At 72.2% G+C, this 25692-nt stretch carries 19 protein-coding genes; 7 read left to right on the forward strand and 12 right to left on the reverse strand.

Going from position 1 to position 25692, the window contains the following annotated elements:
- Positions 1–73: 73 nt before the first annotated feature.
- The 8 genes from ACIPXM_RS19555 to ACIPXM_RS19590 form a co-directional block, all read right to left on the reverse strand.
- The gene (locus ACIPXM_RS19555; RefSeq protein ID WP_401656874.1) at positions 74–949 is read right to left on the reverse strand and encodes a carbohydrate ABC transporter permease; all 876 of its coding nucleotides are present in this window, start codon (positions 947–949) and stop codon (positions 74–76) included.
- 20 nt (positions 950–969) lie between these two features.
- Entirely contained in the window at positions 970–1944 is a 975-nt protein-coding gene (locus tag ACIPXM_RS19560; RefSeq protein WP_401656876.1) for a carbohydrate ABC transporter permease, read from the reverse strand.
- A 134-nt stretch (positions 1945–2078) separates the two neighbouring features.
- Entirely contained in the window at positions 2079–3491 is a 1413-nt protein-coding gene (locus tag ACIPXM_RS19565) for an ABC transporter substrate-binding protein (RefSeq protein ID WP_401656878.1), read from the reverse strand.
- Positions 3492–3790: 299 nt separating this feature from the next.
- Positions 3791–8020: a discoidin domain-containing protein gene (locus tag ACIPXM_RS19570; protein ID WP_401656880.1), complete on the reverse strand. Its 4230-nt coding sequence runs from the start codon at positions 8018–8020 to the stop codon at positions 3791–3793.
- 240 nt (positions 8021–8260) lie between these two features.
- On the reverse strand, positions 8261–9271 hold the full coding sequence (locus ACIPXM_RS19575; protein ID WP_401656882.1) for a LacI family DNA-binding transcriptional regulator: 1011 nt from the start codon (positions 9269–9271) through the stop codon (positions 8261–8263).
- A gap of 53 nt (positions 9272–9324) precedes the next feature.
- Entirely contained in the window at positions 9325–9981 is a 657-nt protein-coding gene (locus ACIPXM_RS19580) for an alpha-ketoglutarate-dependent dioxygenase AlkB (protein WP_401656884.1), read from the reverse strand.
- A 145-nt stretch (positions 9982–10126) separates the two neighbouring features.
- Positions 10127–10999 carry an NmrA family NAD(P)-binding protein gene (locus ACIPXM_RS19585; RefSeq protein WP_401656886.1) on the reverse strand — a complete coding sequence of 291 codons (873 nt, stop codon included), beginning with the start codon at positions 10997–10999 and terminating at the stop codon, positions 10127–10129.
- Between the two features lie 163 nt (positions 11000–11162).
- On the reverse strand, positions 11163–12521 hold the full coding sequence (locus ACIPXM_RS19590) for an aldehyde dehydrogenase family protein (protein ID WP_401656888.1): 1359 nt from the start codon (positions 12519–12521) through the stop codon (positions 11163–11165).
- Positions 12522–12626: 105 nt separating this feature from the next.
- Here ACIPXM_RS19590 and ACIPXM_RS19595 point away from each other — a divergent pair, with 105 nt between their 5' ends.
- The 5 genes from ACIPXM_RS19595 to ACIPXM_RS19615 all read left to right on the forward strand — a co-directional run bounded on the left by ACIPXM_RS19595 (position 12627) and on the right by ACIPXM_RS19615 (position 18463).
- Complete coding sequence (locus tag ACIPXM_RS19595) at positions 12627–14387, forward strand: ABC transporter substrate-binding protein (RefSeq protein ID WP_401656890.1); 1761 nt, start codon at positions 12627–12629, stop codon at positions 14385–14387.
- Positions 14384–15358: an ABC transporter permease gene (locus tag ACIPXM_RS19600; protein WP_401656893.1), complete on the forward strand. Its 975-nt coding sequence runs from the start codon at positions 14384–14386 to the stop codon at positions 15356–15358. The genes ACIPXM_RS19595 and ACIPXM_RS19600 overlap by 4 nt, the downstream gene beginning before the upstream one ends.
- Positions 15355–16341 (forward strand): ABC transporter permease, encoded by a 987-nt coding sequence (locus tag ACIPXM_RS19605; RefSeq protein ID WP_401656895.1) that lies wholly within the window; start codon positions 15355–15357, stop codon positions 16339–16341. The genes ACIPXM_RS19600 and ACIPXM_RS19605 overlap by 4 nt, the downstream gene beginning before the upstream one ends.
- Entirely contained in the window at positions 16341–17399 is a 1059-nt protein-coding gene (locus tag ACIPXM_RS19610) for an ABC transporter ATP-binding protein (RefSeq protein WP_401656897.1), read from the forward strand. Before ACIPXM_RS19605 ends, ACIPXM_RS19610 begins: the two co-directional genes overlap by 1 nt.
- Before the next feature lie 104 nt (positions 17400–17503).
- Positions 17504–18463, forward strand: coding sequence for an ABC transporter ATP-binding protein (locus tag ACIPXM_RS19615; protein ID WP_401656943.1), 960 nt, complete (start codon positions 17504–17506; stop codon positions 18461–18463).
- A gap of 76 nt (positions 18464–18539) precedes the next feature.
- On the opposite strand, the gene ACIPXM_RS19620 is transcribed toward ACIPXM_RS19615, so the two are convergent.
- From ACIPXM_RS19620 to ACIPXM_RS19630, 3 genes are all read right to left on the reverse strand, one after another.
- Positions 18540–20210: a carbohydrate binding domain-containing protein gene (locus ACIPXM_RS19620; protein ID WP_401656899.1), complete on the reverse strand. Its 1671-nt coding sequence runs from the start codon at positions 20208–20210 to the stop codon at positions 18540–18542.
- 165 nt (positions 20211–20375) lie between these two features.
- Positions 20376–21545, reverse strand: coding sequence for an LCP family protein (locus ACIPXM_RS19625; RefSeq protein WP_401656901.1), 1170 nt, complete (start codon positions 21543–21545; stop codon positions 20376–20378).
- Positions 21546–21760: 215 nt separating this feature from the next.
- On the reverse strand, positions 21761–22417 hold the full coding sequence (locus ACIPXM_RS19630) for a hypothetical protein (protein WP_401656904.1): 657 nt from the start codon (positions 22415–22417) through the stop codon (positions 21761–21763).
- A gap of 253 nt (positions 22418–22670) precedes the next feature.
- On the opposite strand from ACIPXM_RS19630, the gene ACIPXM_RS19635 reads away from it, so the two are divergent.
- A complete protein-coding gene (locus ACIPXM_RS19635) occupies positions 22671–23462 on the forward strand; it encodes an alpha/beta fold hydrolase (protein WP_401656906.1) in 792 nt (263 codons plus the stop codon).
- A gap of 408 nt (positions 23463–23870) precedes the next feature.
- Positions 23871–24659, forward strand: coding sequence for an NPP1 family protein (locus tag ACIPXM_RS19640; RefSeq protein ID WP_401656908.1), 789 nt, complete (start codon positions 23871–23873; stop codon positions 24657–24659).
- A 79-nt stretch (positions 24660–24738) separates the two neighbouring features.
- On the opposite strand, the gene ACIPXM_RS19645 is transcribed toward ACIPXM_RS19640, so the two are convergent.
- On the reverse strand, positions 24739–25323 hold the full coding sequence (locus ACIPXM_RS19645; RefSeq protein WP_401656910.1) for a DinB family protein: 585 nt from the start codon (positions 25321–25323) through the stop codon (positions 24739–24741).
- Positions 25324–25692: the final 369 nt, after the last annotated feature.

A 25692-nucleotide genomic window follows, 5' to 3' on the forward strand; every position in this document is an offset into this window, starting at 1 on the left:
CGGCACCGGCGGCGAGGGCTTATGGGAGGCGTGCGGGGTGCGGGGCGCGCGCGTCGGACGAGCGGCGGCGGGGTCAGCCCTTGAGGCTGCCGGCGGTGAGGCCGCCCATGATGTTGCGCTGGAAGATCAGGAAGAGGATGAGGGTGGGCACGGAGGCGATGGTCAGGGCGGCGATGAGGACGTTGACCGGCACTCCGTTGGCGAGCGAGTAGATGCCGACGTTGAGGGTCTGTTTCGCCGGGTCGGGCAGGGTGAGCATCGGCCAGAGGAAGTCCTTCCAGACCCCGACCACCGCGAAGATCGACACCACGCCGAGGATCGGCCGGGAGACCGGCAGCACGATCGACCACAGGATCCGCAGCGGTGAGGCGCCGTCCATGGCGGCGGCGTCGAGGAGTTCCTGCGGGATGGAGTCGAAGAAGCGCTTCAGCAGGAAGATGTTGAAGGCGTTGGTGACCGACGGCAGCCAGATCACCCAGGGGCTGTTCAGCAGGTTGCGCTCCACGAACGGCACGTCGAGCACGGTGAGGTACTGCGGCACGACGAGCACGGTGGCCGGGATCATCAGGGTGGCGAGCATCATGCCGAGGATCGCCTTGCCGAGGACGGGCCGCAGCCGGGACAGCGCGTAGGCGGCGGCGACGTCGAGGACGAGCTGGAAGGCGAGCGCGCCGAGTGCGTAGTAGAGGGTGTTGAGGAGCAGCGAGGAGAGGTCCATGACCTCCCAGGCGCGGCTGTAGTTCGAGGTGTCGACGCTGCCGGGGAACAGGGTGGGCGGGGTGGCGACGGCTTCCTGGGTGTCCTTGAGGCCGCTGGACACCATCCAGTAGAGCGGGCCGAGGAACACCAGGGTGAAGCCGCCGAGCACCAGGGCGAGCGTGGAGCGGTAGATCACCTTGCCGCGCGGCCGGTTGCGCTGGGACGGCGGGATGAGGGTGCGTGTGGACATGCTGGTCTCCCCCCTTGTGCCTAGGCTTCCTCGGTCCGGCTGAGCCTGACGTACGCGGCCGAGAAACCGGCGAGCAGGACGAGCAGGAGCAGGCCGAGCGCGGCGGCGGCGCCGTAGTTGTTGAAGCTGAAGGCGTACTGGTAGATGAGGTGGACGACGGTGGTGGTGGAGCCCTCGGGGCCGGCGCCGCCGGTGAGCAGGAACGGTTCGACGAAGACCTGCATGGTGGCGATGACCTGCATGAGCAGCATCAGGGTGAGGATCAGCCGGGTCTGCGGGATCGTCACGTGCCAGATCTTGCGGAGCAGTCCCGCGCCGTCGAGCTCGGCGGCCTCGTACAGCTCGCCGGGGATGCCCTGGAGGGCGGCCAGGTAGATGAGGGTGGCGCCGCCCATGTTCATCCAGGTGGCGGCGACCACGACGGAGAGCATCGCCAGGTCGGGGTCCTGGAGCCATTGCTGTTCGGGCAGGTGGAGCAGGCGCAGGAGTTCGTTGAGGAGGCCGTAGCCGGGGTCGTAGAGGTATTTGAAGAGGAGTACGGAGGCGACCGGCGGGAGCATCACCGGGAGGTAGACGAGCAGCCGGAGGTAGCCCTGGCCGTGCCGGAACTCGTTGATGACGAGCGCGGTGACGAACGGGACGGCGAAGCCGAGGACCAGGGCGAGCGCGGTGAAGAGCAGGGTGTTGCGCCATGCCTGCCAGAAGGCGGGGTCGTTGACGACGGTGGTGAGGTTGTCGAGGCCGACCCAGGTGGTGCGGCCGCGTTCGGTCTTCTGGAAGGCGAGCAGGAACTCGCGGACCATCGGGTACCAGGAGAAGAGGGCGAAGCAGACGACGGCGCCGATGAGGAAGCCGTGGGCGGTGAGGTTGCGCCGCACGCTGCGGGCGAGGCGGCCGGGGGCCCGGGCCGGGTGGTGGGCCGTGGGGCGGGCCGCTGCCTGGGAGGCGGGGTCGGGTGCTCCCTGGGTGCTCGGGGTGAGGCCGGTGGCCGTCATCGGGGCTCCTGCTCGTGGCTGCGGGTCCGGGCTGCGGGCGGGCGGCCGGGCGGGGCGGCGGGCGTCGAGCCCGTGGGGCCGTGGGCCGTGAGGCCGTGAGGCCGTGGGGCCGTGGGCCGCCCCGCCCGGGTGCGTCACCCGTTGGCCAGGACCTGGTTGACCTGGGTCTCGGCGGTGGCGAGGAGCTTGTCGATGTCGGCGTCCTTGTTGGTGAGGACGGCCGACATGACGGTGTCGAGGACCTTGTAGATCTCCTGGGCCTTCGGCGGCTCGGCCTTGCCGGGGACCGGGCTGTCCATGAACGCCTTGAAGTTGGCGACCGGCATGGTGGCGTTCTGGACGCGGCTCGCGTCGTCCTTGGCCTTGGAGTCGTTCAGCCAGAAGTTGGGCTGCGGGACGCCGACCGGGAGGCCGTCGGCCTTGCTGCGGGCCCAGTCGAACTGACCCTTGCCGACCGACAGGTTCTTGTAGTTCAGCCAGGCGATCGCGGCCTTGATCTTGTCGCCGGAGATGCCCTTCTTGATCATGTAGTTGTTGCCGCCGGCCAGCGTGTTCTTGCCGCCGGGGATCGGGCCCATGCCGAAGTTCTCATACTTCGCGCCGAGTTGCTGGACCATGTACGCGATGTCGTCGGGCGCGGCGAGGAACATGCCGAGCTTGTCCGTGGCGATCTGCTTCTGCAGGTCGCCCCACTGGAGGAGCTGGGTCTTGCCCATGCTGTCGTCCTCCCAGCGCATGGCGTGCAGGTCGCGGGCGACCTGCTTGCCCAGGTCGGTGTTGAAGGCGGCCTTCTTGCCGCTCGCGTCGACCATGTCGCCGCCGCGGCTGTAGAGCTGGGCGGTGAAGTGCCAGCCGCCGGTGTTGCCCGCGCTGTACTCGCCGAAGCCGGAGATGCCGCCGCCGAGTCCGGCGATCTTCTTGGCGGCGGCCCGGACCTCGTCCCAGCTGCGCGGCGGGTTGTCGGGGTCGAGCCCGGCCTGCTTGAAGAGCTTGCGGTTGACCAGCAGGCCCATCGTGTAGTTGCTGGTGGGCAGCCCGTACAGCTTGCCGTCCTGCCGGAGCGAGCCGAGGACGCCGGGGTCGATGTCCTTCAGGAGCGGGACGGTCTTGTCGTTGACGTAGGCGCTGATGTCGGCGGCGCCGTCCTCGTCGAGCACCTGGGGCAGGTCGGTGAAGTAGGTGTAGAAGACGTCCGGCTGCGACTTGGCCTTGAGCATCGCGGTGAACCGCGGCGGCTCCAGGCACTGGCCGGGGGTGGAGCGGCCCTCGACGGTGACGTTCGGGTAGATCTTGTTGAAGGCGGTGACGTCCTCCTTCCACTCCTTGAGCTCGGCCGCCTTCGCCGCCGGGGGCATGCAGTCGATGGTGAGGGTCACCTTGGTCTTCGGGTCGAGCGGGGCGGACGGGTCGGCGGATCCGTTCGCCCCGGCGTCGCCGCCGTCGTTGCTGCTGCTGGTGCCGCAGGCGGCCAGCGTGGTGAGCGCGAGGGCGGAGACGAGGGCGATCGCGCCTGCGCGGCGGGCAGGGCGGAACCGGGCAACTCTCATGGGTGGGTCCCCTTCGGGCGGGTGCGTGGCGGGGGGGGTGCGGGGTGGGGTGGTGGGAGATGCGGGGCGGGGTGGTGGGAGATGCGGGGTGGGGCGCGGCACACTCAACCACTCCCGACAACAGGGCGCAAGATATCGCGCAGCTTTCGTAAATGCTCGACAGAGGATCGCAACCCTCCACGTGCACAAGGCCGTTGCACGTCATCACCATGACGTGCAACGGCCCTGGTCACACCGGTTCTTGCCCGGCGTTCAGTACTTCTCTCGCTCCCCCGTCACCTCGTCAGCTCGTCAGCTCGTCACGGATTGACGTGAATCTTGAAGGTGGAGGTCGTGTTGCGGATGTCGACGGCGTTGTTGCTCAGCCGCAGACCGTTGAACGTCACCTCGCCGACCGCCGGGCCCTGGCCCGACTCCGGCATCTCGTTGGCCCACAGGCCGAAGCCCGACCTGGCGTCGTAGGCGTCCCCGCTCTTGCGGGCGCCGGTGATGGAGATGTCGCTGAGGACGGTGTCCTTGATGGGGAACTGCGGCTGTCCGCCCACGTAGTTGGTCTGGAACATCACGCCGCTGTAGGTGGGGTCGACGATGTCGACATGGTTGACCCTGATGCCCTGGAACACCTTGGACGCGGAGAACAGCCAGATGCCGGGGAAGGTCTGACCGCCCCAGAAATGGCCGCCGGCGCGCACGATCGACACGTTCTCGAAGGTGGTGGGCTCGGTGCCGAAGCCGTTCATCGGATAGCCGAAGTCCAGCGAGGAGATGGTGATCCCCGAGTAGACCAGGGTGTCCGCGATGTGGATGTTGCGGAAGACGTTGTTGTAGCCGCCGTAGACGGCCACGCCCGCGGCCCGCCAGGTCAGCGTGGCCGTCAGGTTCTCGTAGACGTTGTTCTTCTCGTCCGCGCCGCCCGCGTCGATCGCCGAGAACAGCGCGAAGCTGTCGTCGCCGGTGGCCCGGGCGTCGTTGTTGGTCACCAGGTTGTCCGTGGAGCCGTTGGTCATGTTGACGCCGTCGGCGAACATGTCGCGGATCCGGGAGTTCTTGATGGTGATCCGGTCGGTGTTGGCGCCCCAGTAGAGGCACACCATGTGCTCGTTCCAGATGTCGTCGATGACGATGTCCGAGACATTGGCGAAGTCGAAGACCTTGCCGGGTCCGTCGATGCGCGAGGTGTAGTTGCCGAAGTAGGCGAAGCCCTTGAAGAGCGAGCCCTTCGCGGTGGCGTCGGCGCGGAAGCCGATGTCGGTGTTCTCCTGCGCCGAGGGGGCGTGGAAGACGGTGTACCAGGGGCCCGCGCCGACCACCTGGACGGCCTTGCCGTACACCTGGAACTTCGACGACGTCTGGTAGTCGCCGGGCGGCAGATAGACGCCCACGAGCTTGCCCGTGGTGTCCATGCGCACCTTGTCGAGCGCGTTCTGCACGTCCTGGTGGGTGAATCCGGCGGGCACGGTGTACGCGGCCGGGTCGGGGTTGGCCACCAGGGTGGCCTTCTCCAGGTTGATGAAGTCGATCGCGTACGTCTGGGAGTTGGCGGCGTCCTTCTGCAGCCGGACCTTGCTCCCGGCCGGAACGGTCTCGCCGAACATCAGCTGCGCCTCGTCGTAGATGTGCCGCGGCGCGCCGGAGCCCGGCGAGTTGCCGGGCGCGGTCTCGGCGCCGTACAGCCAGGCGTACTTCGAGGTGACCGGCAGGGCCTTCTTGAGGACGCCGTTGACGTACACGTCGATGGTGGAGTCGAGCCCGCCGCCGCCGGGCGCGTCGGGCAGCGAGACGCGGGCCACCAGGGTGTTGGTGTCGGCGCGGGTGGTGAACTCGACGTACTCGCCGGTCGCGTCGAGGCTGACGGCCTTGCGGCCGGACGCCTCGCCCGCGATGTCGCCGACGGTCCTGTTGGGTCCGACGACGCTCGCGCCGCCGCCGGGCGTGCCGTCCTCGGCCTCGTACATGTCGTACGGCATGTGGGCGCCGCGGCCGACGAACAGGCCCTGGCTGGAGGTGTTGTTGGCGTGCTTGACCGGCAACTCGTTGGCGTCGTCGGCCAGTACGGTCCGCACCGTGTACGAGCCGTTGACGGCGGTCCAGGCGCCGAGGGTGACGTCGGCGGTGGCGCCGGGCGCGAGCGGGCCGGGGTAGGAGCCGGTGAGGGTCTTGACCGCGGTGCCGCGGTCGTCGGTGACGGTGAGCGTGACGGCGTGGGCGCCGGACGTACCGGCCTGGGTGCCCTGGTTCTTCACGGTCACCTTGAAGGTGACGTTGTCGCCCGCGGCGGGGCTCGACGGGGTGATGGCGACCGCGGCGGCCACCAGGTCGGCGCTGGCCACCGGCTTGACGACGAGGTCGGCGGGGCTGGTGTAGGTGTTGTTGGTCTCGTTCTGCTCGATGACGGCACCGGCCTCGTCGGCGACGGCGCTGAGCTGGTAGGTGCCCGCCTCGCGGGCCCCGATGGGCACCTGGACGGTGGTCTGGGCGCCCGCGGCGAGCGCGGCGACCGGCGCGCCGGCGACCTTGCTGCCGCCGAGCCGGATCGCGAGCGAGCTGGCCGGGGCGGCCAGGGGGCCGCTGTTGCGGACGGTGGCGGTCACGGTGACGGGGTCGGACTCGACCGGGGCGGCGGGTGCGACGGTCAGCCCGGTGACTTCCAGGTCGGGGTTGGGGGCGGGCACGCCGATCACCTGGAACTCGGCCAACTGGCCTGCCGGGGCCCCGGTGTTGGCGGTGAAGCGGAGCTGGACGTCGGCGAGCCGGGCGCCGCCGAGCGGCACGGTGACGCTGTTGCCGCTGCCCGGGTCGAAGGTGTAGCTCCGGGCCGCGACCAGGCTGCGGTAGCCGGTGGCGTTCTGTTCCCGGCCGAGGACCTCGACGGTCTGGCTGCGGCCTGCCCAGGCGGTGTCCGGGTTGAGCTTGAGGACCAGCCGGTCGACGTCGGCGTTGGAGCCGAGCTGCACGGTGAGGTTCTGCGGGTAGCTGCCGCCCGCGCCCTCCCAGTAGGTGGTGAGGCTGTTGTCGTTGGCGTTCTCGGCGGCGAACACATGGACCGTGGAGGTGGCCGTGATGGGCTTGCCGACGGCGAGGTTGGAGCCGGTGGGTCCTGAGCCGTCGCGGGTGACGGTGTTGCTGGCGCCGGAGACGTTCCCGGCGGCGTCCTTGGCCCGGACGACGTAGCTGACGGTGGCGGTGGCGGGCTGGTTGTCGGTGTACGTGGTGACGTTGCCCGCGACGGAGCCGCGCAGGGTGTTGTTGGCGTACACGTCGTAGCCGGTGACGCCGGTGTTGTCGGTGGACGCCGTCCAGGTCAGCTTGATCTGACCGGCGGCCGGTTCGGTGAGCGCGAGGTTCGCGGGCGCGGTGGGCGCCTGGGTGTCGCCCGTGTCACCGATCCGGGTGACGGTGTTGCTGTCGCCGGACATGTTCCCTGCCGCGTCCTTGGCGCGGACCGTGTAGGAGACGGTCTGCCCGGCGGGCCGGTTGTCGGTGTACGTGGTGACGCCGCCCGCGACGCTGGTGAGCAGGGCGCCGTTGGCGTAGACGTCGTAGCCGGTGACGCCGGTGTTGTCGGTGGCGGCGTTCCAGGTCAGCTTGATCTGGCCGGTGGCGGGCTCGGTGTAGGCGAGGCCGGTGGGCGCGGTGGGCGCCTGGGTGTCGCCGGTGGCCGGGCCGTAGATCTCCAGTTCGGAGAGCTGGGCGGCGTTCTGCACGCTGTTCGCGGAGACCAGGACCCGGACGTGGCGGGTGGTGGTGGCGTCGAAGGTGATCGTGGCGGTGTTCCCGGTGCCCGGGTCGAAGCTGTACGCCTTGGCGGCGGTCAGATCGGTGAAGGTGTTGCCGTCGGTGCTGCCCTGGATCTTCAGGGTCTGGCTGCGGGTCTCCCAGCCGGCGGGCAGTTTCAGCACCACCCGGTCGACGCGGACGGCGGAGCCGAGGTCGGCCTGGAGCCACTGCGGGAGCGCGCCGCCGGTGCTCTCCCAGTAGGTGGCGCGGTTGCCGTCGTTGGCGTTGGGCGCGCTGTAGGTCTGGGTGTAGCTGCTGGCGGTGAGGGTGCGGCCGGCCGCCAGGTTGGGTGAGGTGGCGTCGGCGCCGTGCACCTCCAGCTCGGACAACTGGGCCGCCTGCCAGCCGGTGTTGGCGGTGATCGCGATCCGGACGAAGCGGGTGAGGGTGGCCGGGAAGCCGATGGTGACGGTGTTCCCCGCACCGGGGCTGAAGGTGTACGAGGCGGAGCTCTTGAGGGTGCTGAAGCTGGTGCCGTCGGCGCTGCCCTGCACGGACAGGGTCTGGCTGCGGCTCTCCCAGCCCGCGGGCAGCCGCAGCACCACCTCGTCGACGCGTTCGGTGGCGCCGAGGTCGGTCTGCGCCCACTGCGGGAGGCCGCCGCCCGCGCTCTCCCAGTACGTGCCCTGGTTGCCGTCGGTGAGGTTGGCGGCGCCGTACGCGGAGTGGGAGCTGCTCGCGGCCGTGGGGTCGCCGAGGGCCAGGTTGGGCCCGCCTGCGGCCCGGGCGGTCGACAGCGGACCACCGAGCATCAGGAGGGAGGTCGCGAGGAACGCTCCCGTACTCCGTGCCCATAGCTTGCGGATTCTCATCATTTCCTCTGTCTCGTCTACGGGAAACACCATGCTGTTGATTCCTTGCAACGAACGCTCAGAGAGTTCCAGAGGACTGTCGAGTCGTCTACGCCCCGGACAAGAAAAACGCCCCGCTCCTGGTGGGAGCGGGGCGTGGGGCCCGGTGGCCGGGAAACCGGGCCGGTGGCGGCCCGGGGGTCAGCCGAGCGGCGGCGGGGCGGTGGAGCCGCGGACCACCAGCTCGGGCTCGAAGAGCAGCTCGCCGGAGTGGGTCTGGCTGCCCTGGATCTGGGCGCACAGCAGCTCGACGGCGGCCCGGCCCATCGCCTCGATGGGCTGGCGGACGGTGGACAGCGGCGGCTCGGTGCAGTTCATGAACGCCGAGTCGTCGAAGCCGATCACGGACACCTCGCCGGGGACGGCGAGGCCGCGGCGGCGCGCGGCCCGGATCGCGCCGAGCGCCAGCGGGTCGCTGGCGCAGACGATGCCGGTCACGCCGCGGTCGAGCAGCCGGGCGGTGGCGGCCTGGCCGCCCTCGAGCGAGAACATCGACCGCTCGACGAACTCGTCGGCCAGTTCGCGGCCCGCGGTGAGCGAGGCGGCGCGGGCCGCGGCCAGCTTGCGCCGCGAGGGGATGTGGTCGGCGGGCCCGAGCACCAGGCCGATCCGCTCGTGGCCGAGCGAGTCCAGGTGCCGCCACGCCTGCTCGACGGCGACGGCGTCGTCGCAGGAGACACAGGGGAAGTCGAGGCCCTCGATGGGGGCGTTGACCAGGACGACCGGGATGTTGCGCTCCGCCAGCCGCCGGTAGTGCTCGTGCGGGGCGTCGGCCTGCGCGAAGAGCCCGCCGGCGAACACCACGCCGGACACCTGCTGTTGGAGCAGCAGGTCGACGTAGTCGGCCTCGGAGACGCCGCCCTTGGTCTGGGTGCAGAGCACCGGGGTGAGGCCCTGCTGGGCGAGGGCGCCGCCGATCACCTCGGCGAAGGCGGGGAAGATCGGGTTCTGCAGCTCGGGCAGGACGAGGCCGACCAGCCGGGCCCGCTCGCCGCGCAGTTGGGTGGGGCGTTCGTAGCCGAGCACGTCGAGCGCGGTGAGGACGGACTGCCGGGTCGCCTCGGAGACTCCGGGCTTGCCGTTGAGCACCCGGCTGACCGTGGCTTCGCTGACTCCCACTTTCTTGGCAACCTGAGCAAGTCGTCGCGTCATGCGCGCAAGGCTAGCGCAAATTCCGCAAAAGAATTGCGTGTACGGACAGACGGTCAGGCGACACCACGTGGCCGGAACTGCACGCTGATCCGGGGTCCGACGGCCCGGCCGGTCTTCGGTACGGCGTGCTCCCAGGTGCGCTGGCAGGAGCCGCCCATCACCAGCAGGTCGCCGTGGCCCGACGGCAGCCGCAGCGCGACCGGGCCGCCGCCGCGCGGCCGGAACACCAGGTCGCGCGGGTCGCCGAGGGCGAGGATCGCGACCATGGTGTCCTCGGTGGCCGAGCGGCCGGTCCGGTCGCCGTGCCAGGCGACGCTGTCCCGCCCGTCCCGGTAGAGGCAGAGCCCGGCGGTGACGAACGGCTCGCCCAGTTCGCGCGCGTAGTACGCGCCGAGCGCGTCCCGGGCCTCGGTGAGCACCGGGTGCGGCAGCGGTTCGCCCTGCCGGTAGTGCGCGAGCAGCCGGGGAACGCTGACCACGGAGTCGTACATCCGGCGCCGCTCGGCCTGCCACGGCACCCCGGCGGCCAGCTCCTCGAACAGCGTGTCGGCGCCGTGCAGCCAGCCGGGCAGAAAGTCGACCCAGGCCCCGGCGCCGAGCGGGGTGCGCCGGACGCCGGTCAGCGCGCCGAGACCGGTCTCGGCGGCCTGGTCGAAGAGGGAGCCTTGAAGGCCGGGGAGGCGGGTGAGGTCGGCGGGCACGGCGGTCATGGGACACAGCCTACCCCGATAATCGAATGCTTGAGCGAATGAATACCGCCGCCCATGCCCGCCGGTGCCTGTCAGCGCCTGTCAGTGCCCGACCGTGCCCGCCCGTGCCCGCCCGTGCCCTTTCGGCGACCGCCGCTCCCCCGGCTCAGTCCCGCCGCAGATGCCGGTAGCTTTCCGGGTGGGCCGCCAGGAAGTCCGCGAAGGACTGCGGCGGCCGTCCGGTGAGGGTCTGGACGTCGTCCGAGACGTCCTCCATCTCGCCCGTCGCGACCGCCTCGTACGAGGTGACCCACCCCTCCACCTCCCAGTCCGCCGCCTGGTACACGGCCCGCGAGGCATACGCCTCGTCGCGGGTCTCGGGCACGTACCGCACCGGACGCCCGCTGGCCGCGGCGAGCGCGGCGGCGATCTCGGCGAAGCTCAGCGCCTGCGGACCCGTCATGTCGTAGGTGACGCCGTCGTGCGCCCCGTCGGTGGCGCGGAGCACGGCCGCGGCCGAGTCGGCGATGTCGTCGTGGGTGACCGCACCGACCCGGCCGTCCCCGGCGGGGCCGCGCAGCACCCCGTCCGGCGAGGTCATCGCGGCCAGGTCGGCCTGGTAGCTGCTGTCCCGCAGGAAGGTGAAGGCGACGCCGGTGGACCGGATGTGCTGTTCGGTGTGCCAGTGGTCGCGGGCGTAGGTGAAGGTCGCGTGGGGTGCGGCGTTCAGGTACGAGAGGTAGACGACCCGCCGCACCCCGGCGGCGACGGCGGCGTCCACGGCGGCGGAGTGGATCCGCACCCGGCCGGGTCCCTCGTGGGCGGAGACCAGGAACAGGGTGTCCGCGCCCGCGAGGGCGGCGCCCATCGCGGCGGTGTCCGCGTAGGACGCGGTCCTGGTGTCGCCGGTCGGCAGCGCGGCCAGCTTCTCCGGGTCGCGCCCGAGCGCCCGGACCGGCAGGCCCGCCCCGGCAAGACGGCGCACCACCCGCCCGCCGATCCGTCCGGTCGCTCCGGTGACCGCGATGAGCTCGCTCATGTCCTGCCCTGCCCTCTGTCGTACCCGGTGGCGGCCGCCGTCCCCGCGCGGGGCGGCGGCCGTACGGGGCGGTGCCCGTACGCCCCCATTCGACCCCGGCGGGGCACCGGACGCACGCGCCCACGCGGACGCGCACCCGGACGGATCCCGCACTCGGGCGCGGTCAGCCGGGCACCAGGGTGTACGTACGCGACGAGGTGTAGAACTCCAGGGCGGCGCGGCCCTGTTCGCGCGGGCCGTGGCTGGAGTCCTTGGCGCCGCCGAACGGGAGATGGAAGTCGACCCCGGTGGTGGGGGCGTTGATCCGGATCATGCCGGTGTCGAGGGCGTCGAGCCCGTGCAGGGCGGCGGCCAGGTCGGCGGTGTGCACCGAGGTGACCAGGCCGTAGCGGGCCGCGTTGGTGATCCGGACCGCGTGGTCGAGGTCGCGGGCCGGGAGCAGCGCGGCGACCGGTCCGAAGACCTCCTCGCGGAGCAGCCGGTGGTCGGGCCCGGCCTTCTCGACCAGGGTGGGCGCGGCGTACCAGCCGGTGCGGTCGGGCACCGCGCCGCCCGCGAGGACGGGCAGGTCCGCCCAGGCGGCGGCGGTGGCGTCGCGGGCGGCCTCGGTGATGAGCGGGCCGCAGACGGTGCCGGGGTCGCCGGGGTCGCCGACGGGGACGGCCCGCAGTTCCTCGGCGAGTGCCTCGCGCAGCGGTTCCAGGGCGGCGCCGACGGCGACGACCCGGCTGGTGGCGGTGCACTTCTGGCCCGCGTATCCGGCGACGGAGGCGGCGATGTGGCGGGCGGCGAGCGCCATGTCGGCGTCGGGCAGCACGATCGCCGCGTTGAGTCCGCCCATCTCGGCCTGGACCGGCACGCCCCGTTCGGTGGCGGCGCGCACCACGCCCGCACCGACGGCGGAGGAGCCGGTGAAGGAGACCACGTCGGCGGCGGAGACCAGCGCGGCGCCTTCGGCGGCGCCGCCGGGGACGACCGTGAACACGCCTTCGGGCAGGGCGCGTCGGGCGAGCTCGGCGAGCCGCAGGGCGCAGGCGGTGGCCTCGGGGGCGGGCTTGAGGACGACCGCGTTGCCGACGGCGAGCGCCGGGGCGGCCTTCCAACTGGGGATGGCGAAGGGGAAGTTCCAGGGGGTGATCAGCGCGGCGACGCCGTGCGGGCGGCGCCGGGTGAGCAACAGGCCCGCTCCGGCGGCGGGTTCGTGGACGGTGCCGGTGGCCTCGTAGGGCGCCTGGGCGTAGTAGCGCCAGAGGGCGACGGTACGGGCGAGCTCGGCGCGGGCCTCGGCGAGCGGCTTGCCGACCTCCCGTACGGCGAGCGCGGCGAGTTCGTCGCCCGCGGTCTCGATCGCGGTGGCGAGCGCGCCGAGGGCGGTGGCGCGGGCACCCGCTCCGGCGGTGACCCAGCCGGTCTGGGCGACCCGGGCGCGCTCGACGGCGTCGGCGGCGGCGAAGGCCCCGGGGGACCGGAGTTCGACCAGGATGTCGGCCGGGTCGGCGGGGTTGCGGGAGATGAGGGTCATGCGGCGAACCTTCTCTGTGATGTCCGAGGGCTTGCGCAGTACAATTTCACATTACTATTTTACGGGTCACATTTTCAGCGCCCTGCGCCCCACGGAGTGACCCTGATGGACAAGCACACCCGACACGCCCTCGGCATCGCCCTGTTGGCGACGCTCACCCTTGCCACGGCCGCCTGCTCCGGCACCGGCGGCGGCTCCGGCGGCACCCACGACCGGGCCGCCGGGGCGAACCCCGCCGCCGCCACCAACGGAAAGGCCGTGGGCGGCGCCCCGGCCAAGGGCGGCACCCTCCATGTGCTGTCCAACCAGGACTTCACCCATCTCGACCCGGCCCGCAACTGGGTGGTCGGCGACATGGACTTCGGCACCCGGCTGCTCTACCGCACGCTGCTCACCTACCGCGCCGAACCCGGCACCAAGGGCGGCGAGTTGACCACCGACCTCGCCGAGGACCTGGGCACCCCGTCCAACGGGGCGAAGACCTGGACCTTCCGGCTGAAGTCCGGACTGCGCTACGAGGACGGCAGCCCGGTCACCGCCCAGGACGTCAAGTACAACGTCGAGCGGTCCTTCTCCCCCGAGCTGCCCGGCGGCCCCGACTACGCCGCCCGCTACCTCGCGGGCGCCGAGGGCTATCAGGGCCCGGCCGGCGGCAAGCACCTGGCGTCGATCCGCACCCCCGACAGCCGCACCATCGTCTTCGAACTCCGCAAACCCTTCGCCGAGTTCAACTACGCCACCGTGCTCCCCACCTTCGCCCCGGTGCCGGCCGCCCAGGACAAGGGCCCGCAGTACGACAACCGGCCGTTCTCCTCGGGGCCGTACAAGATCGAGTCGTACGCCCGGGACAAGCAACTGGTGCTCGTCCGCAATCCGCACTGGGACCAGAACACCGACACCGTGCGCAAGGCGTACCCGGACCGGATCGTCGTCACCATGGGCCTGAAGGCCAACCAGATCGACGACCGGCTGGTCTCCGCGACCGGCCCCGACGCCTCCGCCGTCCCCTGGGACAAGCTGCGCCCGGAGAGCACCCCGAAGGTCCTCACCAAGCCCGACATCCGGGCCCGGCTGCTCGCCGAGTCCACCAACTGCACCGAGATGGTGCAGATGCACACCGGCCGCGCGCCCTTCGACGACGTCCGGGTGCGCAGGGCCGTGCAGTACGCGCTCGACCGCGACGCGGTGCTCACCGCCTCCGGCGGGCCCGCGCTCAACGACCCGGCGACCGCCCTGATGCCGGGCTCGCTGTTCACCGGCGGCAAGCAGCCCGACACCTTGAAGATCCCGCTGACCGGCGACCCCGAGAAGGCGAAGCAGCTGCTCAAGGAGGCCGGGAAGCCGAACGGGTTCACCACCAGGATCACCGTCTCGAACGGCGACAAGTCGGTCGCCGAGGCCGTCCAGCAGTCCCTCGGCCGGGCCGGGATCACCGTCGTCATCGAGACCGTCGACCCGTCCGCGTTCTACGACACCATCGGCGACACCAAGAACCGCACCGATCTCGTCTACACCGGCTGGTGCCCGGACTACCCGTCCGGCTCCACCTTCCTGCCGTTCGTCTTCGACGGGCGCTACATCAAGGAGAAGGGCAACTCCGGCAACCACTCACTGTTCCGGGACGCCCCCACCATGAAGCGGATGGACGAGATCGCCGCGCTCACCGACCAGGCCGCGGCGAACAAGGCGTGGCAGGAGCTGGACGGGCAGATCCTCGCGAAGGCACCCACCATGCCGGTCGTCGTCGAACGCCGTCCGCTGCTCGTCGGCCCCAACATCGCGGGCGCCTACGGGCACACCTCCTTCGGCGGCCAGCTCGACTACGCGACCGTCGGCCTCAAGGACCCCTCGAAGAGCACCCGTTGAGCACCACGACCTCCACCGTCGAGTCCGCCGCCGGGGCCGGCGCGGCCCCGGCGGCCGACGCCCAGACGCCCGGCGGCGGCAGCCCCTGGCGGCTCGCCCGCGCCGAACTGCGCCGCCGCCCCGCCGCCCTGGTGGCCCTCGCCGTTGTCGTCCTGTTCGCCGTCATGGCCGCCGCCGCCCCGCTGATCGGGCGGCTCGGCGGCTGGCGCCCCGACGAGTTCGACAAGTCGGCGGTCGACCCGTACCTCGGCGGGCTGCCGATCGGACCGCTCGGCGGGATCTCCGCCGACCACTGGCTCGGCGTCGAACCCGTCACCGGCCGCGACCTGTTCGCCCGGCTGGTGCACGGCGCCCAGGTCTCGCTCCTGATCGCGTTCGCCGCCACCGCCATCGTGGTGGTCGCCGGGGTCGCGGCGGGGGTGGCCGCCGGATACTTCGGCGGCCGGACCGACACCGTGCTCTCCCGGCTGATGGACCTCACCATGTCGTTCCCCTCCCTCATCTTCATGATCGCGATGATGTCGGTGGCCAGGGACGTCAACCGGGTGCTCCTGATGATCCTGGTCATCGGCCTGTTCGGGTGGCCCGGCATCGCCCGGATCGTGCGCGGCCAGACGCTCTCGCTCAGGCACCGCGAGTACGTGGACGCGGCCCGGGTCAGCGGCGCGTCGAACTGGCGGATCCTCACCCGGGAGGTGCTGCCCGGCGTGGCGGGCCCGGTCGTCGCGTACACCACCCTGATCGTGCCGGGCATGATCGCCACCGAGGCCGCGCTGAGCTACCTCGGCGTCGGGGTGCGCCCGCCGACCCCCTCCTGGGGGCAGATGATCGCCGAGAGCGTCGCCTTCTACGACACCGACCCGATGTACTTCCTGGTCCCGAGCCTCTGCCTGTTCCTCACCGTGCTCGCGTTCACCCTGCTCGGGGACGCGCTCCGGGACGTCTTCGACCCGCGCGGAGGCCGCTCGTGATCGCCTACCTCGGCCGCCGGATCCTCGGCGTGCTCGGCGTGCTCCTCGCCGTCGCCGCCCTCACCTTCGTCATCTTCTACGTGCTGCCGTCCGACCCGGCCGCCGCCGCCTGCGGCAAGTCGTGCAGCGCCGAACGGCTCACCGCGATCCGCGCCCACATGGGTCTCGACCAGCCGCTGTGGCGCCAGTTCGGCGACTTCGTGACCGGTGTCTTCACCGGCCGGACCATCGGCACCGGACCGTACGCGCTGGACTGCGCCTTCCCCTGCCTCGGCTACTCGTACGAGAACAGCCAGCCGGTCTGGGACCTGCTCGTCGACCGGCTGCCGGTGTCGGCCTCGCTCGCGGTCGGCGCGGCGGTGCTCTGGCTGGTGCTCGGCCTCGGCGCCGGGGTCACGGCGGCGCTGCGCAAGGACACCCTGACCGACCGCACCCTGATGGTCGGCGCGGTCGCCGCGGCCTCGCTGCCGGTCTACTTCACCTCGGTGATGCTGATCTGGGGCCTCATCCGGGTCACCCACCTGCTGCCGTACCCGAGTTACGTGCCGTTCGGCTCCGACCCGCTGCACTGGGCGCAGAACCTGCTCCTTCCCTGGCTGGCGCTCGCGGTCCTGTACGCCGCCATGTACGCCCGGCAGAGCCGGAGTTCGATGATCGAGTCGATGGCGGAGCCGTACATCCGCACCGCACGGGCCAAGGGCCTGCCGCGCCGCACGGTGGTCGTCAAGCACGGCCTGCGGGCCGGGATGACACCGGTCCTGACCCTGTTCGGGATGGACCTCGGCGGGCTGCTCGCGGGCGCGGTCATCACCGAGTCGCTGTTCGGACTGCCCGGCGTCGGGCGGCTGTTCTACGGGGCGCTGGCCACCGGAGACCAGCCGGTGATCCTCGGTGTGACGCTGCTCGCCGCCACCTTCATCGTCGTCGCCAACCTGTGCGTCGACCTGCTCTACGCCGTCGTCGACCCGCGAGTGAGGTACTGATGCCCGAGCCCCGTTCCGCGCCACCATCCGAGCCCCGTGACGGCTCGGGCAGCGGCCCACTGCTCTCGGTGCGCGATCTGACGGTGGTCTTCCCGACCCGGCGCGGTCCGGTACGGGCGGTCGACGGGCTCTCCTTCGACGTGCCGCGCGGCCGGACCCTCGGCATCGTCGGCGAGTCGGGCTCCGGCAAGTCGGTGACCTCGATGGCCGTCCTCGGCCTGCACACCGCCGCCGAGGTGTCGGGCTCGGTCGCGCTGGCCGGCCGCGAGCTGATCGGCCTGCCGGAGCGGGAGCTGAACCGGCTGCGCGGGCGGCGGATGGCGATGGTCTTCCAGGACCCGCTGTCCAGCCTCCACCCGTACTACACGGTCGGCGAGCAGATCGCCGAGCACCACCGGGTGCACTTCGGCTCCCGCCGTTCGGTGGCCCGGCGGCTCGCCGTGGACGCGCTCGCCGAGGTCGGCATCCCCGAGCCGCGGCGCCGGGCCGGGGAGTACCCGCACCAGTTCTCCGGCGGGATGCGGCAGCGGGTGATGATCGCCACGGCGCTGGTCTGCGAACCCGACCTGCTGATCGCCGACGAGCCGACCACGGCCCTCGACGTCACCGTGCAGGCCCAGATCCTGGAGCTGATCGCCCGGGTCCAGCAGGACCGGGGCCTCGGCGTCGTGCTCATCACCCACGACCTGGGCGTGGTCGCCCGGGTGGCCCACGAGGTCCTGGTGATGTACGGCGGCCGGGCGGCCGAACAGGCCCCGGTGGACACCCTGTTCGAGACCCCCGCGCACCCCTACACCCGGGGGCTGCTCGACTCGCTGCCCCGGCTCGACGACCCGGACGACGCCCCGCTGCGGGCGATCCCCGGCTCGCCGCCGTCCCTGCTCTCCCCCGCGCCGGGCTGCGCGTTCGCCCCGCGCTGCCCGCGCCCGGCGCGCGGCCCGGACACCGACCGGGCCCGCTGCGAGAGCGAGCGGCCGGTGCTGCGCCCGGTGCTCACCGGCCCCGGAGCGCATCCGGTGGCCTGCCACTTCCCCACGTACGAAGGCGTCGCCGTATGAACCATGAGACCGAGACCGAGACGTGGGCCAAGACCGGGGCCGGGGCCCTGAGCGGGGCCAAGACCGGGGCCGGGTCGCCGTTGCTGTCCGTGCGGGATCTGACGATGACCTTCCCGGGGCGGGGGCGCGGACGCCGGGCCGCACCGGTGCGGGCCGTCGACGGGGTGTCCTTCGACATCGCCGAGGGCGAGACCCTGGGTCTGGTCGGCGAGTCCGGCTGCGGGAAGTCGACCACCGGCCGGATGATTGTCCGGCTGCTCCGGCCGACCTCCGGCTCGGTGGTGTTCGACGGCCGGGACATCGGCCGGCTGCCGCAGCGGGCGCTCAAGCCGCTGCGCAGCGAGCTCCAGATGGTGTTCCAGGATCCGCACTCCTCGCTCAACCCGCGCCGTACGGTCGCCGGGATCATCGCGGATCCGCTGCTGGTGCAGGGCAGTTCGGCCGCCGACGCCCGCCGCAGGGCGGCCGAGCTGCTCGAACTCGTCGGCCTGATCCCGGAGCATCTGGACCGCCATCCGCACGAGTTCTCCGGTGGCCAGGCCCAACGGATCGGCATCGCGCGGGCGTTGGCGACCGGCCCGCGGCTCGTCGTCGCCGACGAGCCGGTGTCGGCGCTCGACGTCTCGGTGCAGGCGCAGATCGTGAACCTGATGGAGCGGCTGCAGCGCGAGCTCGGCCTGTCCTATCTGTTCGTCGCGCACGACCTGTCGGTGGTGAAGCGGGTCTGCGACCGGGTGGCCGTGATGTACCTCGGCCGGATCGTCGAGATCGGTCCGAAGGAGCGGGTGTACGCGGAGCCCGCGCACCCCTACACCCGGGCGCTGCTGTCCGCCGTGCCCCGGCCCGATCCGGCGGCCGAGCGGGCCAGGGAGCGGATCACCCTGCTGGGCGACCCGCCGAGCCCGGCCGCGCCGCCGTCCGGCTGCACCTTCCATCCGCGCTGCCCGAAGGCGCGTGAGCGGTGCCGCAGCGAGATTCCCCCGCTGCGGCGGACCGCGGCGGGGGAACCGAGGGAGGTGGCCTGCCACTTCCCGGAGACGGAGACCGAGACCGAGACGGACTGACCGCTCCGGGCTGTGGCGGGGGTGGTGCGGGCCGTGCGGGTGGTGAAGGCGGTGCGGGTGGCGCGGCCGGACCGGATCAGCCGGTGAATCCGGCGGTGATCTTGGTGAACTGCCAGTCGGTCTGGGCGATGCCGGAGCAGGTCTCGCTCACCCCGCCGCCCGCGCAGCCCCGGTCCCGGTTGACGGACCAGAAGGCGAGCCGGGCGATGTGGTTGGTGTTGCCCCAGTCGCGGATCTTGGTCCAGATCTCCGGCGTGGTGACCTCCTGCTGGTCGGAGAGGCCGTTCATGCCGGAGATGCCGAGGTGGGCGTAGGCGGTGGCGTCGTCCCAGCCGTACACCGACTTCAGCTTGTTCTTCAGGCCGTTGGCGGCGCTGATCGTGTTGCCGTACATGTCGGCGCCGCCGCCGAAGTCGAACGGCATGATGGTGAAGACGTCGATGTTGGCGTTCAGCGCCTTGGACTGCTCGATGAGGCGGTTGCCCCAGGAGGTGGGTCCGCTGGTGGCGGTGCCGAAGGTCAGGATGGTGTGCAGGCCGGGGTTGTTGGCCTTGACGATCTTCAGGGCGCCGAGGATGCGGTCCTGGACGGCCGCGTTCTCGAACTCGTCGGTGTTCTCGATGTCGACGTCGATCGACTTCAGGCCGTAGGCGTCGATCACCTTCTGGTAGGCGCCCGCCAGGGCCTCGGCGGTGGCGCAGTTGGGGCCGAGCTTGTTGCCGGACCAGCCGCCGATGGACGGGACCACGTCGCCGCCGGCCGCGCGGATGGCGGCGATGGTGGACTGGTCGACGCCGCCGGTGAGCGCGCGCTGGCCGTCCCAGGCGGGGTTGCAGCCGCCGGAGGAGAGGATGAAGGCCATGGTGAAGGTCTTGATGCCGGTCGCGTTCATGACGGTGCTCGGCGCGGGCGGGTTGCCCCAGCCGAGGTAGAGGTAGGGCGCGGCCTGCTTGAAGCCGGTGCCGCCGCCCCCGCCCGCGTCGGTGGTGACGCCGATCTGGTTGGAGGCCGCGGAGACGTTCCCGGCGGCGTCGCGGGCCTTCACCGTGAAGGTGTACGCGGTGCTCGCGGCGAGTCCGCTCACGGTGGCGCTGGTGCCGGTGACCGTGGCCGCCTTGGTGGCGCCCTGGTAGACGTCGTAGCCGGTGACGCCGACGTTGTCGGTGGCGGCGGTCCAGGACAGCGAGACGCTGGAGGAGGTCTTCGCGGTGGAGGTGAGGCCGCCGGGCGCGCTCGGCGCCTGGGTGTCGCCTCCGCCCCCGCCACCGGGTCCGTCGAGGCTGATGTCGTCGGCGTAGTAGGTGCCCTGGCCGTACCAGCCGTGGGTGTAGATGGTGGCGCTGGTCTGGCTCGCGCCGGTGGTGAAGCCGACGGACAGCTGCTGGTAGCCGGGCGCGGACGCGGTCCAGGTGGAGGCGCCGCCGTCGACGCCGAGGTACACGTAGCTGCCGCGGACCCAGCCGGACAGGGTGTAGCTGGTGTTGGGCTGGACGGCGACGGTCTGTGAGCATTTGGCGTTGTCGGACGCGCTCGCGGCGGCGGCCAGCGCCTTGCTGCCGCTGTGCACGGGGGTTGCGACGACCGAGCCGAGCCCGCCGGAGCAGGTCCAGCCGGACAGGCTGCCGGACTCGAAGCCGGGGTTGCTGAGGATGTTGGCGGCCTGGGCCGGGGTGGGAAGGGCGACCAGGGCAGCCGCGCCGAGGAGCGGCGCGGCAAGCGACGCGACCAGGCGGTTGCGGACAGACACCGTACCTCCAGGGGGAGTTGTGGGGGCCGTGACGGAGGGGGCGAGCGGGTCACAGATTGGACTGGACCAATGCCTCCGTCAAGACCCCCTTCCGTATTCCGGAAAACTCCGCAGGTCGGCGCGGTGCGGTACGGGACGCCGGAACGGGCCCCTCGGACCGGTCGGTCAGTTGGGGGCGGGGCGCAGCCGGTCGATCGGGTGCGTCTCGACGTATCCGGCGACCTTGTCGTCCCGGTACGCCTGCCAGAGCACGGTGCCGCGGGCCCGGTCGAGGTAGACCACCGACTGGCCCTTCTCCATGCCGGTGCCCTTCACCGGGGCGTTCATGAAGGTCATGTCGCCCGCCCGCACCTCCCGCATGTTCCAGACCAGTTCGCGCATCTCGTCGTCGCCGAAGCGCTCGTCGACGGAGACCGTCTCGGTGAACAGGTCGAGGGTTTTCTTCAGCTGGAGCGGGTCCTTCAGGGACGCGGAGCTGATCACCTTCTCCAGGACCGTGCGCAGGTAGTTCTGCTGCCGGTGGGTGCGGTCGAAGTCGCCGTTGGGCAGGTTCTTGCGCTCCTGGACGTACGCGAGGGCCTGGTCGCCGTTCATGTGGCGGCGCTCGCCGTCGGACATGATGATGTCGACGCCGCCGACCGCGTCGGTGAGCTTGCGGAAACCGCTCCAGTCGATGACCGCGAAGTGGTCGACGCGCACGTCGGTGAGCCGCTGCACGGTGTCGATGAGCAGCGGCGGACCGCCCCAGGAGAAGGCCGCGTTGAGCTTGGCGCGGCCCTTGCCCGGGATGTCGACCCAGGAGTCGCGGGGCAGCGAGACGACGTACGCGGCGGAGTGGTCGGCCGGGATGTGCACCAGCATCATGGCGTCGCTGCGCTGGTCCCCGTACGTCCACAGCTTGCCCTTGGCGTCACTGCCGGTGATGGGCACGTCCGAGCGTGAATCCAGGCCCATGAGAAGGAAGTTCTGGCCGCCCTTGGAGGCGGCGGGCACCGGTGCGTTCGTCGGGAAGGTCTGCGGGATGCGCTGCACCCGGCCGGTGTAGTGCTGGTACGCCCAGTAGCCCGCGCCCGCGGTGAGCAGTACGGCGCCGACCAGCAGGCAGAGGGCGGTGAGCAGCACGGTACGGCCCCGGGGGCGGCGGCGCCGGTGGGTCCGGGGGCCCGGGGGCCCGTCGCCCGGGGCCTCCCCCGGTACGGGCTCCGCGCTCCCGTCGGCCCGGTCCGCGCGCTCCGCCGCGCGATCCGTCCGGTCCGCCCCGCCCGTCCGGTCCGCCCCTTGCCGGTCCTTCTCGTACGGTTCCCTCCCGTACGTCTCCCTCTCGTGCGTGCTCATCCGCTACGGCTCCCCCCTCCGCGGCCCCCGCCCCGGATCACCCACTGATTCGAGCCATAAGCATGCCCAACATCATCCGCCGAAGCGACGGTCGGGGTGGGTCGGATGCGGGCGACGGCGGCCCGGCCGCCGTCGTCGGGACGGTGGCCGGGCCTCGGTGGCGCGTCGGATCGGGGCGGTGCGGGGCAGTGCCGGTCGGTGCTGGTGGGTGCTGGTCAGCCGGTGACCGTGATCTGCTGGGCCGGGTCGGTGGTGTCGGTGATCTGGTAGGTGGCGCTGAAGGTGGCCGACTGGTTGCCGGTCGGGCAGAGGAAGCCGCCGGTGACGGTCGCCGGGACCGGGGCGCCGGAGATGGCGAGGGTGGACGGGGCGCCGTTGGTCCAGGTGCCGTTGACGGCGGTCGGGCCCGCGGGCGAGGCGGTGATGGTGCAGGAGGCGAAGCCGCTGGTCTTGAGGACGACACCGCCCTTGGGGATGGTGAAGCCGCCGGTGGCCGGTGCGCCGTTCTGGACGCCGACGGCCCAGGCGCCGTTGGTGGCGTTGGCGGTGACGGTGACGCTCACCCCGACGATGCTGGTGGTGCAGCCGCTGAAGGTCGGCGGGTTGATGGTGGCGCTGACCGGGCCCGCGTCGTTGTGGTTGCCGGGCGCGGCGGGGATCTTGTTGTTGCCGCCGGTGCCGGGTGCGGAGGCGGAGACCGTACAGGTCATGGTGGTGGAACCGGCGACGAAGGTGGCCTTGCCGGTGAGCTTGGCGGCGAAGGAATGCCCGGCCGGGGTGAGGGTGGTGGAGGCGGCCTGGGCGCCGGTGCCGCCGAGGGTGAGCGCGGTGGCGGCGGCGAGTCCGGTGGCGGCGACGAGCAGCTTGGACATGGGGATCTCCTCGGTTCGGAGTGTGGGGTACGAGGAGGTGCGGATGCGGGTGGTGGGGACGCGGACGCGCGAACGCGGAAGTGGGGACACCCGCAAAGTGACTTGAGAGTAGAACCGGCCGGTAGCGGTGTACAGGCTGCTTTTGCGCCACTACTGACACAACGTCAGGAACGTTGACCCACCCCGGTACTTGACGCCGACCGGGCCGGGGGCACCCTGGCGGCGGTGGCCGCCGCCGCTTCACACTGGGCGCATGGAAACCATGGTGCCGGTCGACGGCGGTGAACTCTGGGCGGACGACACGGGGGGCGAGGGGCTGCCCCTGGTCCTGGCCCATCCGGGCGTCGGCGACTCAACGATCTGGGACCCGGTCGTCGCCGGGCTCGACGGCGGGCTCCGGCTGATCCGTTTCGACGCGCGCGGCTACGGGCGGTCGCCCGCGCCGACCGTCCCGTTCTCGGCGGCGGCCGACCTCACCGCCGTCCTGGACCACTTCGAGCTGTCCCGGGCCGTGCTCGTCGGCTCCAGCATGGGCGGCGCGGCGTCGCTCAGCGTCGCCCTCGCCGCCCCCGGGCGGGTGGCGGGCCTCGCCCTCTTCGTCCCCGGGGTGACCGGGTACGAGGGCCTCGACGACCCTGAGCTCCTCCAGCAGGTCGAGCGGCTGGCGAAGGCGGGCGACCTGGAGTCGATCGTCCGGCACGGCCTCGGCGAGTGGGGCCGGGCGGGTGGCGGCACCCCGGAGACCGATCCGGTGGCGGCGGCCCAGCTCCGCGGGGTGCTGCCCGCCTGGTTCGCGAGCGCCGGCCTGCAGCAGCCCGACCCACCCGCCTTCGACCGGCTCGGCGAGATCGCCGTACCGACGGTGCTCGCGCTCGGCGAACTCGACCGCCCGTCGGTCGTCGAGTGCAACGAGCGGATGGCGGCCCGCATCCCGGGCTGCCGCCTGGTCCGGCTCACCGGTTCCGACCACTACCCGACGCTGCGGGAACCGGCGGCGGTGGCGGGACTGATGACGGAGCTGTACGGGGCGGCGCTCGCCGGGTAGCCGGGTGGGCAGGACCGCTGGGGCGGGAGCGCGGCGCGCCGCCCCCGGGCGGAGCCTGGTCCGGGGGCGGCGGTGAGCGGCGGTGTCGGCGCACGACGCTCGGGTGCGGGATCCAGAAGCCCCCACGGCTCCTGTTCGGTACGACCCCGGCCCCACCGATCCTGCCGTGTCGGCGGCCGGGTTCCGCGATCTTCGCGCGCGTCCCACACGAACCGGGGACGCCGTCGTCGCGGCTTGACGGGTGTGCGCCCCGGTGTGCGCCCCTCACGGGGCGGGGTCCCGGGTGCCGGGCGACCGGTTCGCGACGGGTGCCGGAATCCGTAACCCTCCGTTCCGCACGGGGTGGTTGACGGTGCCCGGGGGCGGCTGGGAGGGTCTGGCCGCCCCCACACCCCGCAAGGAGTCGACGTGTCACCGATATCCGCGCCGGGGCGCCGCCGCACGGCGCTCGCCGCCCTGCTGTGCGCCCTCGCCCTCGTCCTCGGCGTCCCCGCGACGGCCCACGCGGCCGTGCTCCCGCCGCTCCCGCAGAACGCCGACGGTCTCGACCAGACCTTCGCGCCCGCGTACGACTTCGACACCGACGGCTGCTACATGACGGCGGCGATCGGCTCGGACGGCACCCTCAACCCCGGCCTCAAGCTGGGCGGCGCGGTCAACGGCCACTGCCACGACCCGGCCCAGCTGGCCGCCGCCAACAGCTACTCCCGCGCGGCCTGCAACAACGGCTGGTGCGCGGTGGTGTACGCCGGTTACTACGAGAAGGACCAGGCGACGCTCGGCCCGGCGGCCATCGGCCACACCCACGACTGGGAGCACATCGTCGTCTGGATCAGCGGCGACCAGGTGCAGTACGTGTCGGCCTCGCAGCACAGCGGCTACCAGATCGCGGCCCGCTCGGCGATCCGCTTCGACGGCACCCACCCCAAGATCGTCTACCACAAGGACGGGGTGTCCACCCACTGCTACCGCTTCGCCAACGCCTCCGACGACCGCATCGAGAACTCCACCGGCGGCTGGTTCTACCCGCGCCTGGTGGGCTGGAACGGCTACCCGGCGGGCCTGCGCGACAAGCTGACGTCCGCGAACTTCGGCTCCGCGACCCTGAAGATCCGCGACTCCGACTTCGCCTACGCCCTGTCGAAGTCGAAGCCTGCGGGCATCCCGTTCGACCCGAACGCGGCGCTGGCGTCGTGACGGTCCGACGTCCCGCGGTCTGACGTCCTGACGGCCCGGCCCCGGCACCCGGGGGCGGGCCGCCGCACGGCGGCGCCGGTCAGGCCCTGACGTCCGGCGCCGACCTGGCCGTGCGCTCCAGCACGGCCCGGTGGGCCGCGCGGGCCTCCTCGTCGATCGCCTGCTCGTGTTCCGGGCGCAGTCCTGTGCGGCCGTCGAGGGTCTCGCGGAGGATGTCGGCCTGTCCGGCGTGGCGGAGGGTCTCGCCCAGGATGTGGATCAGGACGCCGAAGAGGGTGGTGTCGCAGTGCGGCTGCGGCCACCACGGGACGTGGCCGGGGGCGTCGAGCGGGAGGGCTTCGATCGTCGCGTCCGCGTGGGTCCAGGTGCGCCGGTAGAACGCGACGATCTGGTCCAGTGTCTCGTCCGCGGCCGCCCAAAGGTCGCTGCCGTCGGCGTCCTGCCAGCGGGGCAGGGGTTCTGGGGAGGGGCGGCCGAAGGCCTCGCCGAAGTAGCGGGCCTCGACCGTGGCCACGTGCTTGACCAGGCCGAGGAGGTTCGTCCCGGTCGCGGTCAGCGGGCGGCGGGCGTCGTACGGGGACAGTCCGTCGAGCTTCCAGAGCAGCGCCTCGCGGTCCCGCCGCAGGCGGCCGTGCAGGTGGTCCTTGGCAAATTCGTCGATCATGGGGCAGCAGCCTGCCACGGCAGGTTTCCCGGCCTCCCGGCGACTGCGGCTCACTCGCCCCACACCGGGCCCGGCGGCCCGGGGTCCTGGCTCAGCGAGCGCTTGAGCGCCACGCACATCCGGTCGTGCAGAGCACCGACGGTGGGTCCTTCGGCCGGGGTGCGGAGGGTGCCGATGAGGTGCCAGTAGTGGGCGGTCCGGGGGCCCGCGCCCGCCGCCAGGAGCCGGGCCAGGCGGCGCCGGAAGGTGGGGTGTCCCGGCGTGGGGGGGGGGGGGGGGCGGCGGCCCCCCCCCCCCCCGCCCCCCCCCCCCCCCCCCCCCCCCCCCCCCCCCCCCCCCCCCCCCCCCCCCCCCCGCCCCGGGGGCCCC

This window comes from Streptomyces sp. NPDC090025 (genome assembly GCF_044748125.1).
Lineage (GTDB): Bacteria > Actinomycetota > Actinomycetes > Streptomycetales > Streptomycetaceae > Streptomyces.